We start from the raw sequence: 16,770 nt of genomic DNA, 5'->3' as shown, positions 1-16,770 counted from the left end.
TGCAATTGCAGGAAAAGATAATAAAGCGAGAGAATAAATAACACTGATTTAGATAGAGTTATTAATGTTGAAAATAGTATGGGCGGTGTGCATACGTGACAATCTCATTGGAGCAAATGGTTTCGTTAGCGGCACTAGCAGGTGAGGTTATGTTAAAAAATGGAGCAGAAACCTATCGAATAGAAGAAACTATGGACCACATGGCCAAAGCTTGCGGTGCCAGCACTGTGGAGAGCTTTGTCATTCCTACAGGTGTCTTTTTAACAGTAACCGACGAAGCTGGTCATACCTTAACTGTAATGCGGCGGGTACGAGACCGTACAATCAATCTGGATCGGATTTCAAAGGTAAATGAGTTATCACGTAGCTTAGTAGCCCAACGCATGGGATATGAGGATGCTAAAGGGATTTTAACCAGTATTAGCAAAGAACGGACGGGATTTTCCTTATTGCCGTCTATGTTAGCTTCAGGGGTCATTGGGGGAGGGACTGCGGTTTTGCAAAACGCGCTTTTTTTTGAGACATTAGCTGCCTTTGCAGCAGCTATGATCGTACGCTATATTGCTCATATCGTCTCTAAATTACATGGTGTACAATTTTCTTTTGAGTTTCTTGGTGGTATGGCTGTTGCTTTTTGTGGTGTACTCCTACATTCAATCTGGCCTCATCTACGACCTGATGCTGTCATTATTGGTGGTATTATGCCTTTAGTCCCTGGAGTAGCCATTACCAATGCCATACGGGATGTGATTGCGGGTGATTTGCTAAGTGGTCTGTCGAGGGGGCTAGAAGCTGCATTGACAGCGGCAGCCGTAGCTATGGGTGTGGTAATTATATTGGCACTTAAGGTATAATGAGGTGAAGCTGTGTTAATGGTAAAAATAATAGCGGTGCTATTAATTTCGGCATCCGTGGGTATATTATATCGTATTCCTCGCAAATTATTACTATATGTTAGCTTCGTTGGTATGGTGGCCTGGTTGATCATGTATATTACGATGAGCTTTGGCGGCAATGGAATATTAGCTGATTTCTTGGCGAGTGTAGCAATCGGGGTAATAGCAGAAATTTTGGCACGGATTCTTCGAAAACCGGCGACTATTTTTATTATTCCTGGATTTATTCCCTTAGTTCCCGGAGGTGATGCTTATATGACAATGCTTTACATGGTGGAAGGGAATTATGTGGATGGTGTAGCAAAAGGGATGCAGACGATATTAACGGCAGGAGCCATTGCTTTTGGCATCTTTGTTAGTTCTACTATTTTTCGCTTGATCAAAAATTATAACTTGGAGAGTTGCAGCACTGATGTTAGAAAAAGTTAAAGCATGGATAGATCGACATGGATTACTAGAGCAAGGAGATACGATTGTAGTGGCTTGCTCAGGTGGTCCAGATTCATTGGCGTTGTTACATATCCTTGCTGCGTTTCGCCCAGAATATAATATGAGTATGGTTGTTGCCCACGTTGATCATATGCTCCGTGGAGAAGAATCTGCCATGGAAGCGGCTTTTGTAGTGGACTTTTGTGCCAAACACAGTCTAATATGTTATCATAAAGCGATTGATGTACCTAAGTTTATGAAAGAGGCGGGCATGTCTGGAGAAGAGGCTGCTCGGATAGTACGTTATCGGTATTTGCGGCAGGTTGCTAAAGAGGTGGGTGGTGCCAAGATTGCTACAGGACATCATCGGGACGATCAGGCGGAAACCGTATTAATGAATATGCTGCGTGGATCAGGCAGCGCTGGGATACGAGGGATGCAGCCAATGAATGGTGATATTATTAGACCGCTGCTATCGGTCAGCAGGGCTGATATTATGGAGTATTGTAAAGCCAAGCAGCTAGAGCCTAAATTTGATAGTTCGAATTTTGAAACCAATTATTTACGCAATCGTATTCGTATTCACCTTTTACCTGAGCTGGAAAAACAGTATAATAATGCTGTTAAAGATTCGTTGTGTAGAACTGCAGCCATTGTTGGCGATGAGCATGATTTTATCCAGCATACAGCTAAGAGTATTTGGCCGGAAGTTGTAAAAGAAGAGAATCATTGCTTGCTGCTTGTTGCTAAACAGATGAAATTGGTACATATTGCCGTTACGCGTGAAATAATTCGCTTAGCGATTGAAAAAAAACAAGGTTCTTTAACAGGAATAAGCTTTTATCATGTGGAAACTTTGATAGAGATGCTTTTTCATGGGCGAGTGGGAAGTATTTTACAGTTGCCTGGTGGGTTGACAATTCATAAAACATATGATGGACTATACGTAGGAGAAAAGCCATTTGTTTTGACGAGTCAGGCAGCCTATTCTGGACAAGAATTAACAATTCCTGGTATTACCCAAATTCAGCAATTGGGTATACAAATCAGCGCAGAGCTAACCGCGACACGGATAAAAAGTCAGCTCAATGTGGCTGTTTTTGATGCAGATGAGCTATCATTACCTTTATTTGTTCGTACTCGCCGTGTGGGTGATCGTTTTATCCCTCTTGGTTTTGCTGGGAATAAAAAAGTGAAAAATTTTTTTATTGATGAAAAAATTCCTCGGGAAGTGAGAGATTTTGTACCGATCATTTGCGATAAAGGAGGTATCCTTTGGATTGGAGGTTATCGTCAAAGCCGACGTGGCGAAGTCACCGATAAAACGAAAACATTTTTACAATTAAGAATTTTAGAAAATGCAATAAAAATTAATTAAAATTCTAATTGGTTTACATTTTTTTATTGCGTAATATATATAATAAAACAGGAGGAACGATAGTGATTAATGATGTAGAAAGAGTCCTACTCAGCGAAGAGCAATTAGCGGCGCGTATAGTAGAACTAGGGGCAAAAATTACTGCTGATTATGCTGGCGAAGAAATCTTAATGATTGGGGTGCTACGGGGAGCTGTGCTGTTTATGGCGGATTTAGCCAGAGCAATTAAAGTTCCGGTAGCAATTGATTTTATGGCAGTATCCAGCTATGGTGCAGGTACCAGCTCTAGCGGCGTGGTAAGGATTCTCAAAGATCTTGATGAAAATGTGGAAGGTAAGCATGTTCTAGTGGTAGAAGATATTATTGATTCAGGTTTAACTTTGAATTATTTGGTAGATAATCTTAAATCTCGCCAGCCAGCCAGTATTAAGATATGTACACTTCTTAATAAGCCAGATCGACGTAAGGTAAATGTGGATATTGCATATAATGGCTTTACTATACCCGATTATTTTGTAATTGGATATGGACTTGATTATGCTGAAAAATACCGGAATTTACCCTACATCGGAATTTTAAAACCCGAAATTTATCAAGACTAAGTTTTATTGTTAATTATTAGATTTGATGGTATAATATTTCACTATGGAGGCCAAAGGACATGACAATGCCTATGGCAGGAAAATAACGTTGGTGCTTCAGTGAGAGGAGGGCTACTTTGAATAAATTTTTTCGAAATGTAAGTTTTTATTTGTTGATTATTATCATTGCTATTTCAATAATTGACTACTATTCCTCACGTACAACGAATAAGCAGGAAATTAGCTATACTCAATTTTTACATCAAATTGAGGAACAGAAGGTTCAGAGTGTCACGGTTGTCGATAAAGATATTCGAGGCAAACTGACAGATGGTACTGAATTTACCACAATTACGCCGAATGATCCTACACTTATTAATACGTTGCGAGAAAAAAATGTTGATATTAAGGCTGAACAGCCGCCTCAACCACCATGGTGGACAACAATTTTTTCTTCTATTTTGCCAATGCTGCTGCTAATTGGGGTATGGTTCTTTATTATGCAGCAGACACAAGGCGGCGGAAATCGAGTGATGTCTTTTGGCAAAAGCCGGGCGAAGCTTCATGGTGAGGATAAAATTAAGGTCACCTTTGGCGATATGGCTGGTGCTGATGAAGCAAAGCAAGAATTAGAAGAAGTGGTTGAGTTCTTAAAACATCCTAAGAAATTCAATGATTTGGGAGCTCGTATTCCCAAAGGTGTATTGTTATTTGGACCTCCGGGTACAGGTAAAACTCTATTAGCCCGAGCAGTAGCTGGGGAAGCAGGAGTTCCCTTTTTTAGCATCAGCGGTTCTGACTTTGTGGAAATGTTTGTTGGTGTCGGTGCTTCCAGAGTACGGGATCTGTTTGAACAAGCAAAAAAGAGCGCGCCTTGTATTGTGTTTATTGATGAAATCGATGCTGTAGGACGTCAACGGGGTGCAGGTCTCGGCGGCGGACATGATGAGCGGGAACAGACATTAAATCAGTTATTGGTAGAGATGGACGGATTTGGCGTCAATGAAGGAATTATTATCATTGCTGCAACGAATCGCCCTGATATTCTTGATCCAGCCTTACTGCGTCCTGGTCGCTTTGATAGACAGATTGTCGTTGATAAACCAGATGTTAAGGGACGTCTGGAGATATTGAAAGTTCATACCAAAGGTAAGCCAGTAGCAAAGGAAGTAAGTCTTGATGTACTGGCGCGCCGTACACCTGGTTTCACGGGTGCGGATTTGAGCAACCTAGTGAATGAAGCTGCTCTTTTAGCAGCACGACGTAACAAAAAACGGATTGACATGCCTGAAATGGAAGAGTCTGTTGAACGCGTTGTTGCTGGACCTGAGCGTAAAAGTAAAGTGATTAGTGAACGTGAGAAAAAACTCACTGCCTATCATGAAGCAGGTCATGCCTTAATTGGAATGCTGCTGGATAATACAGATCCTGTGCATAAAGTGTCGATCATTCCTCGCGGACGAGCTGGCGGTTATACATTAATGCTGCCGACAGAGGATCGCTATTATGCTACACGTACAGAGTTACTGGAACAACTCAGTGTATTGTTAGGTGGGCGTGTGGCGGAAGCTGTTGTTCTTAAGGAAATCAGTACAGGTGCGCAGAATGATTTAGAACGTGCCACTGATTTATCACGTAAAATGATTACCGAATACGGTATGAGTGAGAATTTAGGACCAATTACTTTTGGGCACAGGCAGCAGCAGCAGGTGTTCTTAGGAAGAGATATTTCTCGTGACCGTAATTACGGTGAAGAAGTAGCATCTTCTATTGATAAAGAAGTGCGCAGATTGATTGAAGGTGCTTACAATAAAACAGAAGCAATGCTGCAGGAAAATATTGAAAAGCTTCATTTGATTGCTGCTGCACTTATTGAAAAAGAAACACTGGAAGCTAGCGATTTAGAAGAACTGTTAGCGAATGGTAAAATTTCTGAGAAATCTGAAACAGAGAAAATCGCTCTTACGAAGAGTGAGAGCGTTGAGGATACGAATAGCCCAGCAGGGCCGAAAATCGTATATATTACTCGTTCCTAGTTTTAAAGAGCAGGTGTAAACCTGCTCTTTTTTGTGGGAGAGAGTCGGGAAAGAATGATCGAACCGCAGAGATGCAGAGTGCGCTGAGGGGTATTTTCTAACTCTATTCATTATTTTTTCTCTGTGTTCTCTGCGCCTCTGTGGTTCGTGATGTTTTATATGTTTTAAGAATGTGAAGCGTTTTTCTTATGATAGGTATTGGTATAAGATAGACTGTCCGTTATAATAGAACTATCAATTGGAGGTGTGTGGTATGAGTGAGGTATTATTGCATTATACGCGGGGAGGCAGGGTAGAATGCAGGCACCATGCTGATGTCGCTGTCGTAGATAGTACAGGGAAGATGGTCTGGGAGCTTGGAGATGGTAAGAGGCCGATGTTTTGGCGATCGGCTGCAAAACCCTTTCAAGTATTGCCTCTTATTGAGCAAGGTGGCGTAGAGCGATTCCATTTAACAAATGAAGAAGTTGCTTTTATGGTATCATCCCATAGTGGGGAGTCTGAGCATGTGAACCTTGCTTACAGTCTATTAAAAAAGATTGGCTTATCAGTTGATTCTTTGGCATGTGGGGCAGCCAAACCTATGAGTAGTAAAATGGTGAAGGAATTAATGTTGCAGAATTTGCCCTACCAGGCGGTACATAATGCTTGCTCAGGTAAACATAGTGGTATGCTGGCTTTAGCTCAAATGTTAAAAATTGATCCTGCAGGATATACCGATCTTTCTCATCCAGTTCAACAAATTATGTATCAGGCTGTTGCTGATAGTGCAAATTTGCAAAAAGATGAAGTGGATACAGGAATTGATGGTTGTGGCGTGCCCGTATTTTATTTGCCATTGTATAATATGGCTTGGGCCTATGCTCGTCTGGCTAAACCAGAAGAGGGGCAATGGGGAGGGCGTGAGACGTCAGTACGCCTAATTCGTGATGCTATGCTGGCTCATCCTCAAGTGGTGGCAGGAAGTAAACGCTTTGATACTGTACTCATGAATATTACGAAAGGACGTATCTTAGCTAAGATTGGGGCAGAAGCGGTATATTGCCTTGCATCGGTACCCGATGGTCTGGGTGTAAGTTTTAAAATTGATGATGGAGGCTTTAGGGCCATTACTCCTGCGGGAATAGCAATATTGAAGAAATTAGATTTATTGTCAGCTGCTGAATATCAGGCTCTAATCGAGTATTTTCCACCTGTATTGAAAAATCACCGCGGTGATGTAATTGGCACCGTAGAAGCGGTAATCTAAATAAAAAAGCAACAACTTGGCTTATGCCTTACGTTGTTGCTTTTTATGTTGGATATTCTAGTTTTTAGAAACGACGTTCATCATCATTATCGTTGTCGTTGTCGTTGTCGTTGTCGTTGTCCTGAGGTCCTTTATGGTGAGAGCCATGTTCTGCATTCTTGAAGTCCTTTATGAATGTTTCCGCATCAATTCCTAATTGAGCTGCGACATCTGACCAGGTATTATTGATCTTTTTTAATGCGAGTACATCTTTAATTGGCTTTTTACTAGCTGTAGCTAGCTGGCTTGCCATTCCAATATCATGAGGATGGTAGCCGTCTTGAAGCAGGCTTAGGGCAGCTTTTTTATCGATACCGGTTCTTTTGTTAAGCTGATCGGAAGCCAAGTCTTGATGTGCGGTTTTTATTTGCTCTTTTGTAATACCTAGAGAATCAGCAACATCTTTCCAGTTATTATCAGCCGTTTTTTTGCTTATGACACTGTCAATGGATTTGTTGCCGGCTTTGGCTAGAAATGCTGCCTTGGCAATATCTTTAAAGCTCATGCCATTATTGTTATACTTCAGTACAACGGATTGTTCAATACCGAATGTGTCAGAAATTTGTTTGGATGCGATTTGTGGGTCCAATTGTTTTTTTGTTTCTTTTTGGTGATATGCTGAAGGTGTTTCTTGCGCCTCTGCCGCTTGGACAATAAAAGGACTAGCAGCACCTGCTATAATAAATGTACCAGCAACCATAGCGGCAATGCTTTTTTTATTTACTATTTTCATATCAGATTCCCCCTGTACAATTGTCAGCCGTATTGGCTGCTGAGATCAGTATACAAAGAAGATATGACAAAGATATGACAGTTGTTCTTTATTTTATAATAGGGAGTGTGAAAGTAAAGGTGGATCCTTTGCCGACATGGCTATCTACGCTGATTTCACCTTGCATGGCGTGTACCAGTTTTTTAGTAATGGCAAGTCCAAGACCTGTACCACCATAGGTGCGAGCTCGTGATTTATCAGCACGATAAAAGCGATCCCATATATATGGGATATCATCAGGAGATATGCCTAGTCCTTGGTCAATAACGGAAATGGCAACTTGATGTTTTGTCGCAGATAATTGAATCGTGATAGTGGAGTCCTCAGGTGAATAGCGAATGGCATTTGTCAGCAGATTGGTAAATACTTGTCCTAAACGAACTGGATCGCTCCATACATGGGGCAATTGCTCTGGTATATCCGTTTGCAGAGTAAGATGTTTGGGATTAAGTAAGGTTTCCATTTTAGTTGTTTCTGTTAATAACCAGGCTTGCAGATCCAATCTTTCGCAAAGTATGGATAATTCGTCTGCTTCTAATTGCGATAAGTCAAGTAAATCTCTAATTAAGCGGTCAAGACGCTGGCTTTCTTGCAAAATCGTAGCAATATAGCGTTGTTGCTGTTCTGGTTTAGGAGCTAAACCGTCTAAGATTGTTTCAGATAAAGCTTGGATAGAAGTTACGGGAGTTTTTAATTCATGAGAAACATTTGCTAAGAAGTTGCGGCGGTTTTGTTCAATTTCAGCTAAGGAGTCCGCCATACTATTAAAGGTGCGCCCTAAATTGCCGATTTCATGATTGCCGATTGCCGTAGTGCGGCTATTATAATTGCCGTCTGCAAAATTTTTGGCAGCTTGGCTGATATTCGCAATCGGTTTGGTAAGGCTGCGGGCAACAAGAAATCCGGCAAGGATTGCGGTAATAATGCTGGCGAGCAAAGAGTAAAGCAAAGTCCTTTCTAAAGAGGAGACGGTTTTGTTTACACCCATAATAGGAGCATCTAAAAAGATTACAATGGGTGTAGGGGCTTCTGGTATGGCAAAGGTGACAACAATAGAAGGATCTCTTCGATAGGTAGGGCGTATCCACGAATGAGGGCTGTCAGTAAACAAGTCAATGTACTCTTGCCGATCCTCTTGAAATCGTCTCGACCAATTATTGGGAGGCTGACCGGCAAGAACAGTACCTTTTTCATTAATTAGCCAGATTCTCCCTCCGGCGAGTTCACTAATTTTGTCAAGGGATTCATTAGTAGGAATATTGCCAGCTAAGAGATTAGGTGTTAATAGTTCTACCACTGCCCGGCCTTTAAATAATAGATCTTGCCGCTTGGTATCTACAGCATTGGATCGGACTAGATAGGACATAACCAGTGTTAAGGTGATTGTACTTAATAAGATGATCCCAATGTGAGAAATAAGTATTTTGCTGAAAATAGAGCGGATCATTTGCCTAGTACCTCAAATTTATAACCGATTCCCCATACCGTATGAATGTAGCTATAATTTGAATTATGTAATTTCTGGCGCAGACGCTTAATGGTTGCATCTACTGTACGGTCATCTCCGTCAAAGTCATAACCCCACACATTTGTAAGGAGTTGCTCCCGAGAGAATGCAATCTGGGGGTGGCGGGCGAGAAAAAATAACAGTTCAAATTCTTTAGGAGATAGGGCGGCTGAATGTCCGTTGCACTCGACTCCTTGTGATGCAGGATTAATAGAGAGCTCATTAAAATCTAAGGTAACTCCATTTTGTTGTAATAAGCCGCTGCGGCGCAATACTGCTTTAATTCTCGCTACTAATTCTTTAGGACTGAAGGGTTTTGTAATATAGTCATCCGCTCCCAAGGAAAAACCAGTGATCTTATCGGATTCGGCGCTTTTAGCCGTCAAGAATATAACCGGTACGGAACGTTGAATGGTTTGACAAATATCCCAGCCTGATAGTTTTGGTAACATCACATCAAGGATTAATAAGTCAGGCTGTTCTTTTGTTTCTATGGCAATGGCAATATCACCATCTTCAGCCGTATAAACAATAAAACCCTCCTTCTCCAAATATAGTTTTACGACTTCACAAATAGCAGGTTCATCGTCAGCTACTAAAATTTTGATAGACATATGCTCACCTCTATCGATTAATATTTAAAAGCAGTATTTTTTTACCATTACTAATATTCTAATAGTATATATCATGAGGATAATAAGTCAATCATGGAGAATGGAATAAGAAAAGTCAATAGGTAATTTTTAGTAGGAATGTTACCCACAGGGCACAGAGCATACCCCCTTTATATCTTCTGCAGTTCATTACGGATACTAACGGTCTATTCTCCGCACCCCTTCGTTGTCGTCGGTCGGCATACTCCCGGTATGCTTCCCTCCTCCGCCTTGTGTTGCGAAAAATAGCCTCGCTATTATCCTACCGTTTTAAAGCTGACAAAGTACTAGATTGACAAGAGGTTAACGAGAAGACTATTATGGAATTAATAATGATGAAAGACAAGGAGAGTGCACCGTGCGTACTAGCATTTTAAATATGTTGCGTAATTATTCAAATGAATATCTATCAGGTGAAGAAATTAGCAGGCAGCTGGCAGTATCTAGAACCGCGATTTGGAAACATATCCAAACTCTTAAGCAAGGGGGATATGAAATAGAAGCTCATCCTCGCCGCGGTTATCGACTAAAAGGTGTACCTGATTTTTTATTGCCTGATGAAATTCGTGATCAGCTACAGACTAAGACCTTAGGACAAAAGGAAATCTTTTACCTTGAGAATATTGACTCTACTAACAATGAAGCAAAGAAACAAGCTAATTTAGGATGTCATGAAGGAGCTATTGTACTGTCGGAAATGCAAAATGGCGGTCGAGGCAGAATATCTCGCAGTTGGTTTTCTCCTGCAGGTAAAGGTATTTGGCTATCTGTGGTATTAAGGCCTCCCTTTCACCCTTATGATGCACCGAAGTGTACGCTGCTGGCTGCCGTGGCCGTAACAAAAGCGATTCGAAGCGTTACTCAGGTGCAATGTGGCATAAAATGGCCTAATGACATTTTATATGAAGGAAAAAAAATAGTTGGTATTTTGACAGAAATGAATGCTGAAATGGATGCGATTAATCATGTAGTAATTGGTATGGGAATTAATGTGAATATTAGTCAAGAGGAATTTCCTTTAGAACTTAGGCAAATCGCCACTTCTCTATCTGTTGCAGCCGATAAGCCGATACCACGATTACCTTTATTACAGGAGATTTTATCTGCCTTGGAAAAAGAATATCATAAAGTGATTCAGCATGGCTTTGTAGAAATGCTGGATGAATGGCGTGAGCTTTCTGTTACCTTAGGACAAACTGTGGATATCATTGGGGCAAGTGAAAAGTCTAGCGGTTTGGCAGTAGATATTGATAAGGACGGAGCATTGCTGGTTGAAATAGAAGGCAGGATAGAGAAGATTATTGCTGGTGATGTTTCCATACGGCCTCGCAGTAAAAACCTGCTTTGAGTAAATCTAAAAGTGATATCTTTTCCTTTGTATAAATAAGTTGCAATAATATAGTTATACTAGAAAGAATACTGGTTAAGTCAAAGTCTTCCTTTATAATATGTTGACAGGATGACGAACTGTTTATATACTGTCATGTGTGGGTTTTATCTTGAGTTTTTACGTAATTTTACAATGGGAGGCTAGACTCGATGCTATTAGTGTTTGATATAGGTAATACCAATATAGTACTTGGAGCATACGAAGGGGAAGAATTATTACAACATTGGCGGGTGTCAACTGATAGGCAAAAAACAGGCGATGAGTATGGGATGTTAATTAATAATCTGTTTGCTTATGGTGGACTTAGTATCAAAGATATTTCTGAGGTTATCATTTCCTCCGTAGTACCGCCTCTTGTTGTACCCTTGGTCAAAATGTGCCAACGGTATTTTAAGGTGGAGCCCCTAGTGGTAGGGGCTGGTATTAGAACTGGTATTTTTATCAAATACGAAAATCCCCGAGAAGTAGGAGCTGACCGTATTGTAAATGCAGTTGCTGCACATCATAAATATAGTGGTCCTCTTATTATTGTTGATTTTGGTACAGCAACTACCTTCTGTGTCATTGGTGAAAATGGTGATTATTTAGGTGGTGCTATCTCTCCTGGTATTGGTATTTCTACTGAGGCTCTATTCCAAAGAGCAGCTAAATTACCGCGGATTGAGCTGGTTAAACCGAAAAGTGTTATTTGCCGTAATACAGTTACTAGCATGCAGTCCGGTATTATTTATGGATTTGTTGGACAGGTCGAGGGAATTGTCAAACGAATGAAAGAAGAAATGGATCAAGATGCTTATGTTATAGCAACAGGTGGCTTAGCTAACCTGATTGCACAAGAAACTTCTGTAATTAATGCTGTGGAACATTTTTTAACATTAGAAGGATTACGAATTATTTACGATCTTAATAGATAGACAAATGGATGATAGGTACTTGGTACTTGGAGGGGTGCTTGGTTTTCAGCCAGGCGGCGAGTACCAAGTATCAATTTTAATTTAAATACAATATAGAACGTATAGGTTTTTAGAATAAACGTTGAAACGCAAAGTTGTGAAGATATACGAAGAACACGAAGATGTTTTATGGGGGACCTTCGTGCGCTTCGTGTGTCCACCTTTTTTAAATTTTAGTAAGGAGTAGTTAGCGTATGCAAATTGGTAATATTAAATTAGATAATCCTGTAATTCTAGCCCCGATGGCTGGTGTTACAGATCTGCCTTTTCGGCTATTGGCTAAAGAAATGGGCTGTGGTTTGGTGTATTCCGAAATGGTCAGTGATAAAGGTTTATTATATGAGAATTGCCAGACCTTGCATATGCTTGAAATTGATGAACGGGAACGCCCGGTGGCTATGCAAATATTTGGTTCCGATCCGGATAGTATGGCAAAAGCTGCAATCCATGTCGAAAAATCAGGTGCTGATATTATTGATATTAACATGGGCTGTCCAACTCCCAAAATTACGAAAAACGGCAGCGGCTGTGCTTTAATGTGCCAGCCAGATTTGGCATATCAGATTATGGCGAGTGTAGTAAAAGCCGTACATGTACCGGTTACCGTTAAAATTCGCAAGGGATGGAGTGAAGACTCTGTAAATGCAGTAGAGATGGCTAAGCTGGCTGAGAAGGCAGGAATTGCTGCAATTGCTGTTCATGGTCGTACTAGAGAACAGTTTTATACAGGTGAGGCCGATTGGAATATTATACGCCAAGTTAAAGAGAGTGTAGTGATACCCGTAATTGGTAATGGGGATATTCGTACGCCTTATGATGGGGAGAAAATGATGGATCAAACGGGCTGCGATGCCATAATGGTGGGGCGTGGAGCACAAGGAAATCCTTGGATATTTCGTCAAATAACCCATTATTTAGCCTCAGGAGAGATTTTACCGCCACCGAGTGTGGAGGATCGTTTTTCTCTATTGTTAAGGCATTTAGATATGTTAGTGGAACATAAGGGTGAATATATCGGAGTTAGAGAAATGCGCTGTCATGGAGCATGGTATACAAAAGGAATGCCTCATTCCGCTGAACTGCGTCTAAAATTTAATCAAGCGGTGAGCAAAGACGATTTTATTGCTGTATTGAAGCAGTTTTCGTAATAGTAACGGTGGGTTGGCTTATTTATATTTGTTAAATTCGAAAAAAAATGCTAAAATATGTATGTGCACAACCTTGTGCACATATACTATATATTAGATTAGATAAATCAATATTCATCATATAACAGATTGAGTTTGCATTGGGATGTAATGTAGGAGAGGATAGCAGATGTTATTGCGGATTGGTGAAAAGATTATAAATCGCCAAAAGGTCAACCAGATCATCGATGAAATGTTCAATTTACGCAGCCAGGGTTTTTCTCAGCAGGAAGTCGCTAATCGTGTTGGTATCGACCGAACCGTTATTTCTAAATTGGAAACACTAGGAGAAGTTCGAAAGGGTGGAAAAGTGGCTTTAGTTGGCTTTCCTATTGAGAATTGCGAAGAGCTGCGATTAATGGCTAGACAGGAAGGAATTGATTATTCTTTCCTGCTGTCGGAACAGGAACGCTGGGATTTTGTACAGAAAAAAAGCGGTATAGGTCTTTTTAACACCATTATGGAAATCATCGCTACATTGCGTAACTATGACATTGTTATTATATTAGGTTCAAATCTAAGAATTAAATTAATGGAGACCCTATTGGATAAGGAAGTTATTGGTATACAAATTGGCGAATCTCCCATTGCAGAGAATAAATATGTAGATCCAGAGAGTATTAAAAGTATTGTGCAGCAGTTGTTTAGATCATAGAGGGAGTATACATATTATGAAGCGAGTTATCAGTATTAGTTTGGGGTCGTCAAAGCGCGACCATCAGGCTATGACCGAATTTGGTGGAGAAATGTTTTCCATTGAGCGGATAGGAACAGATGGAGATAAAAATAAGGCTATACAATTAATTAAGGAACTAGATGGCAAAGTAGATGCATTTGGCATGGGTGGTACAGACTTATACATATATGCTGGAAAGAAAAGATACACTTTTAAAGAGTCAGCCCGAATTGCTGCAGCAGCTAAACATACTCCCATTGTTGATGGGAGTGGTGTTAAAAATACTCTTGAACGAAGAGTCGTACAACATTTGAAAGAAAAAGAAGGCATAACCTTTAATGATAAGCAGGTTTTAGTTGTTTGTGCAGTAGATCGATTTGGTTTAGCAGAAGAATTAATAGCTGCAGGCAGCCAAGTGGTATTCGGTGATTTGTTATTTGGCTTAGGATTGCCTATTCCAATTCGTAATTTGGGGACTTTGGCAATATTGGCGCGGGTGATAGCGCCTATTATAACGAGACTGCCAATTGAAATGTTTTATCCTACAGGTGAAAAGCAAACGCAAAATATTCCGCGTTTCAGTCAATATTTTGAACAAGCAGAATTCATAGCAGGAGATTTTCACTTTATTCGGAGATTCATGCCAGCGAGCTTAAAGGGGAAATCTGTTATTACCAATACTGTTACTCAAAAAGATGAAGAATTGCTTCGCGACCGGGGAGTAAAAACATTGATCACGACGACACCGGAAATTGGTGGTCGCTCATTAGGGACAAATGTATTAGAAGCTATTTTGGTTACTTTATTAGGTAAACGTCCAGAAGAAATTACGGCGGTGGACTATGGACGTATTTTGAAGGAATTAGAGATTATGCCGCGAATTAAGCGGCTTTCTGATTGAAAGGAGAATATTTCATGGAAAAATTTGCCTTTGTCTTACATCCGCTCACTGTTAAAGATGTTAGTCGAAAATTTGCATTTACCAAGAATTGGCCAGATAGTTTAGTTGAGGGAGTACTCAAATATCTTCCCCCTTTTAAAACTTCACATATTACAGGGATACAATCAACATCATCTCAAGGTGAAGGTTGGTTTGTTACATGTCCTTTAACGTCGCAGCAAATGGTAGAGATGCCTGAAAAATATGTTGTTGAGAAGATAATCAAAGCAGGAAAAGTAGCAGAAAAGCTAGGTGCAAAAATCGTTGGCTTAGGTGCTTTTACCTCAATTGTAGGAGATGCAGGTATTACTGTTGCCAAGAACTTAAATATTGCTGTAACGACAGGGAATAGCTATACTGTTGCCACTGCTCTTGAAGGTACGAGGCAAGCTGCTAAAATTATGGGTATTGATTTAGAAAGAGCCAACGTATTAGTTTTAGGTGCGACTGGTTCTATTGGTGCAGCTTGTGCTCAAATCTTAGCAAGGGAGGTTCGATACTTAACATTAGCTGCACGCAACGAAGAGAAGTTGGAAAAACTTGCTGAACAAATTTTGCGTAAAACAGGTTTAGCTGCAAAAGTAACTGCAAATACTAAATCTGCTTTAAAGTCAGCTGATATTATTATTGCCGTAACAAGTGCAGTAGACAGTATTATTGAACCAGAAGATTTAAAGTCAGGCGCAATTGTTTGTGATGTAGCCAGACCGCGGAATGTTTCCCGGCGTGTGGCACAAATGCGCAACGATATATTAGTAATTGAAGGTGGAGTCGTTGAGGTCCCTGGAGATGTTAATTTTGGATTGAATTTTGGTTTTCCCGATGGTACGGCCTATGCATGTATGGCAGAAACGATGATTTTGTCTTTAGAGCAGCGGTATGAAAACTTTACGTTAGGTCGAGACTTAACAGTAAAGCAGGTAGAAACAATTGAGAACTTAGCTAAAAAGCATGGTTTTAAATTAGCTGGTTTTCGCAGTTTCGAAAAAGCAATTACAGCAGATGAAATTGCAACGATTAAAGCAAATGTAGTTATTAATAAACAAGAACAGAAGAGAGGAATTGGTTAGAAATCATTGACAAATAGGATGTTTATACCTATAATTAAGTGCATATTAAGTTGGGCTTCTGACCTGCTGCCAAAAGTGTCAAGTTATTCACTTGGCACTATTTATATTGTCTCGTAGATCGATATTTAATTATTGCAATTTTTGATGATTTTGTAGTAGCAAAAGGGACTATACCTAGAATAAGATAAATCGTTAAGAATCAAAATAAAAGGAGAGCAGAAAGCATGGCTGAAAAGCAATTTATTCTCACTGCAGAAGGATTAAAGAAGATAGAGCAGAAATTTGAATATCTAAAATCCGTGCGTCGTCGGGAAGTCGCTGAAAGAATTAAACAAGCTATTGAATTTGGTGATATCAGTGAAAATTCCGAATATGAGGATGCAAAAAATGAACAAGCCTTTATTGAGGGCGAAATCATAACATTGGAAAAGATGCTCCGAAACAGCAAGGTCATTGATGAACAGGAAATTAAAACTGATGTAGTATCCATTGGGGTTACAGTTGTTTTAAAAGATTTAGAATTTGGTGATGAATTTGAATATACTCTTGTTGGCTCAGCAGAGGCTGATCCAGTTGAATTTAAAATTTCGAATGAATCACCTGTAGGGCAAGCAATCTTGGGTCAAAAGATTGGCAGTATTGTTGAGGTAAATGTGCCAGCTGGTATTTTAAAATATGAAGTAATTGATATTAAACGCAATTTATAATATTCTTCTTTTAAAATGCCAAAATGGACGAGTTAGGGGAGAAAGCATAAAATGACAGAAGTGCAGAATCAAGAAATTGAAAAAAGTGAAGAATTAAATGAACTGATGCGTGTTCGTCGAGAAAAAATGACAGCATTTGAAGCACAGGGAATTGAACCTTTTGCTCGTAAATATGATGTTACGATCCATGCTAATGAAGTACTTGCTAATTTTGAACAATTAGAAGGTCAATCAGCAAGAATTGCCGGCCGTATTATGGCCGTGCGTGGGCACGGTAAAACTAGTTTCGTTCATTTGATGGACATGT

General features: G+C 40.0%; 17 protein-coding genes (1 of these 17 cut by a window edge). 14 read left to right on the top strand and 3 right to left on the bottom strand.

Going from position 1 to position 16,770, the window contains the following annotated elements; genetic code table 11:
• Window positions 1-95 precede the first annotated feature (95 nt).
• From JBW_RS19600 to JBW_RS19575, 6 genes are all read left to right on the top strand, one after another.
• A complete protein-coding gene (locus tag JBW_RS19600) occupies window positions 96-854 on the top strand; it encodes a threonine/serine exporter family protein (RefSeq protein ID WP_007956183.1) in 759 nt (252 codons plus the stop codon).
• A gap of 18 nt (window positions 855-872) precedes the next feature.
• Window positions 873-1,325 carry a threonine/serine exporter family protein gene (locus JBW_RS19595; RefSeq protein WP_036680948.1) on the top strand — a complete coding sequence of 151 codons (453 nt, stop codon included), beginning with the start codon at window positions 873-875 and terminating at the stop codon, window positions 1,323-1,325.
• Complete coding sequence (tilS, locus tag JBW_RS19590) at window positions 1,309-2,703, top strand: tRNA lysidine(34) synthetase TilS (RefSeq protein WP_007956179.1); 1,395 nt, start codon at window positions 1,309-1,311, stop codon at window positions 2,701-2,703. The genes JBW_RS19595 and tilS overlap by 17 nt, the downstream gene beginning before the upstream one ends.
• A gap of 62 nt (window positions 2,704-2,765) precedes the next feature.
• The gene (gene hpt / locus JBW_RS19585) at window positions 2,766-3,305 is read left to right on the top strand and encodes a hypoxanthine phosphoribosyltransferase (RefSeq protein WP_007956177.1); all 540 of its coding nucleotides are present in this window, start codon (window positions 2,766-2,768) and stop codon (window positions 3,303-3,305) included.
• Between the two features lie 116 nt (window positions 3,306-3,421).
• Window positions 3,422-5,320, top strand: a complete 1,899-nt coding sequence (gene ftsH / locus JBW_RS19580) for an ATP-dependent zinc metalloprotease FtsH (protein ID WP_007956176.1) — start codon at window positions 3,422-3,424, stop codon at window positions 5,318-5,320.
• Window positions 5,321-5,573: 253 nt separating this feature from the next.
• Complete coding sequence (locus JBW_RS19575) at window positions 5,574-6,569, top strand: asparaginase (RefSeq protein WP_007956174.1); 996 nt, start codon at window positions 5,574-5,576, stop codon at window positions 6,567-6,569.
• 64 nt (window positions 6,570-6,633) lie between these two features.
• Here JBW_RS19575 and JBW_RS19570 read toward each other — a convergent pair whose 3' ends face one another.
• The 3 genes from JBW_RS19570 to JBW_RS19560 all read right to left on the bottom strand — a co-directional run bounded on the left by JBW_RS19570 (window position 6,634) and on the right by JBW_RS19560 (window position 9,501).
• Window positions 6,634-7,341, bottom strand: coding sequence for a hypothetical protein (locus JBW_RS19570; protein ID WP_007956173.1), 708 nt, complete (start codon window positions 7,339-7,341; stop codon window positions 6,634-6,636).
• 88 nt (window positions 7,342-7,429) lie between these two features.
• Window positions 7,430-8,827: a sensor histidine kinase gene (locus tag JBW_RS19565; RefSeq protein ID WP_007956172.1), complete on the bottom strand. Its 1,398-nt coding sequence runs from the start codon at window positions 8,825-8,827 to the stop codon at window positions 7,430-7,432.
• Window positions 8,824-9,501 carry a response regulator gene (locus JBW_RS19560; protein ID WP_007956171.1) on the bottom strand — a complete coding sequence of 226 codons (678 nt, stop codon included), beginning with the start codon at window positions 9,499-9,501 and terminating at the stop codon, window positions 8,824-8,826. The genes JBW_RS19565 and JBW_RS19560 overlap by 4 nt, the downstream gene beginning before the upstream one ends.
• A gap of 397 nt (window positions 9,502-9,898) precedes the next feature.
• Here JBW_RS19560 and JBW_RS19555 point away from each other — a divergent pair, with 397 nt between their 5' ends.
• The 8 genes from JBW_RS19555 to lysS form a co-directional block, all read left to right on the top strand.
• On the top strand, window positions 9,899-10,888 hold the full coding sequence (locus JBW_RS19555) for a biotin--[acetyl-CoA-carboxylase] ligase (protein WP_007956170.1): 990 nt from the start codon (window positions 9,899-9,901) through the stop codon (window positions 10,886-10,888).
• A gap of 191 nt (window positions 10,889-11,079) precedes the next feature.
• Window positions 11,080-11,844 carry a type III pantothenate kinase gene (locus JBW_RS19550; RefSeq protein ID WP_007932283.1) on the top strand — a complete coding sequence of 255 codons (765 nt, stop codon included), beginning with the start codon at window positions 11,080-11,082 and terminating at the stop codon, window positions 11,842-11,844.
• A gap of 233 nt (window positions 11,845-12,077) precedes the next feature.
• Window positions 12,078-13,031, top strand: a complete 954-nt coding sequence (dusB, locus tag JBW_RS19545; RefSeq protein WP_007956169.1) for a tRNA dihydrouridine synthase DusB — start codon at window positions 12,078-12,080, stop codon at window positions 13,029-13,031.
• A 169-nt stretch (window positions 13,032-13,200) separates the two neighbouring features.
• On the top strand, window positions 13,201-13,725 hold the full coding sequence (locus JBW_RS19540; RefSeq protein ID WP_007956168.1) for a hypothetical protein: 525 nt from the start codon (window positions 13,201-13,203) through the stop codon (window positions 13,723-13,725).
• A 16-nt stretch (window positions 13,726-13,741) separates the two neighbouring features.
• Window positions 13,742-14,647, top strand: coding sequence for a hypothetical protein (locus tag JBW_RS19535; RefSeq protein WP_007956159.1), 906 nt, complete (start codon window positions 13,742-13,744; stop codon window positions 14,645-14,647).
• A gap of 14 nt (window positions 14,648-14,661) precedes the next feature.
• Window positions 14,662-15,756, top strand: coding sequence for a saccharopine dehydrogenase NADP-binding domain-containing protein (locus JBW_RS19530; RefSeq protein ID WP_007956152.1), 1,095 nt, complete (start codon window positions 14,662-14,664; stop codon window positions 15,754-15,756).
• A gap of 224 nt (window positions 15,757-15,980) precedes the next feature.
• On the top strand, window positions 15,981-16,463 hold the full coding sequence (gene greA / locus JBW_RS19525; protein ID WP_007932275.1) for a transcription elongation factor GreA: 483 nt from the start codon (window positions 15,981-15,983) through the stop codon (window positions 16,461-16,463).
• 51 nt (window positions 16,464-16,514) lie between these two features.
• Window positions 16,515-16,770, top strand: the start of a protein-coding gene (gene lysS / locus JBW_RS19520) for a lysine--tRNA ligase (RefSeq protein WP_007956149.1). Its footprint extends 1,238 nt past the window's final position; only the first 256 of its 1,494 coding nucleotides appear in the window; the start codon lies at window positions 16,515-16,517; its stop codon lies off the right edge, out of view.

Origin of the sequence: Pelosinus fermentans JBW45 (genome assembly GCF_000271665.2) — a bacterium.
Lineage (GTDB): Bacteria > Bacillota > Negativicutes > DSM-13327 > DSM-13327 > Pelosinus > Pelosinus baikalensis.
Note: the sequence above shows the minus strand (reverse complement) of the source record. Positions and strands in the feature narration are given on the sequence as shown.

Coding starts and splice junctions, on each gene's coding strand:
- JBW_RS19595 (WP_036680948.1), top strand. CDS start 873: ATGGTAAAAATAATAGCGGTGCTATTAATTTCGGCATCCGTGGGTATA.
- tilS (WP_007956179.1), top strand. CDS start 1,309: ATGTTAGAAAAAGTTAAAGCATGGATAGATCGACATGGATTACTAGAG.
- JBW_RS19575 (WP_007956174.1), top strand. CDS start 5,574: ATGAGTGAGGTATTATTGCATTATACGCGGGGAGGCAGGGTAGAATGC.
- JBW_RS19570 (WP_007956173.1), bottom strand. CDS start 7,341: ATGAAAATAGTAAATAAAAAAAGCATTGCCGCTATGGTTGCTGGTACA.
- JBW_RS19565 (WP_007956172.1), bottom strand. CDS start 8,827: ATGATCCGCTCTATTTTCAGCAAAATACTTATTTCTCACATTGGGATC.
- JBW_RS19560 (WP_007956171.1), bottom strand. CDS start 9,501: ATGTCTATCAAAATTTTAGTAGCTGACGATGAACCTGCTATTTGTGAA.
- JBW_RS19550 (WP_007932283.1), top strand. CDS start 11,080: ATGCTATTAGTGTTTGATATAGGTAATACCAATATAGTACTTGGAGCA.
- dusB (WP_007956169.1), top strand. CDS start 12,078: ATGCAAATTGGTAATATTAAATTAGATAATCCTGTAATTCTAGCCCCG.
- JBW_RS19540 (WP_007956168.1), top strand. CDS start 13,201: ATGTTATTGCGGATTGGTGAAAAGATTATAAATCGCCAAAAGGTCAAC.
- JBW_RS19535 (WP_007956159.1), top strand. CDS start 13,742: ATGAAGCGAGTTATCAGTATTAGTTTGGGGTCGTCAAAGCGCGACCAT.
- JBW_RS19530 (WP_007956152.1), top strand. CDS start 14,662: ATGGAAAAATTTGCCTTTGTCTTACATCCGCTCACTGTTAAAGATGTT.
- greA (WP_007932275.1), top strand. CDS start 15,981: ATGGCTGAAAAGCAATTTATTCTCACTGCAGAAGGATTAAAGAAGATA.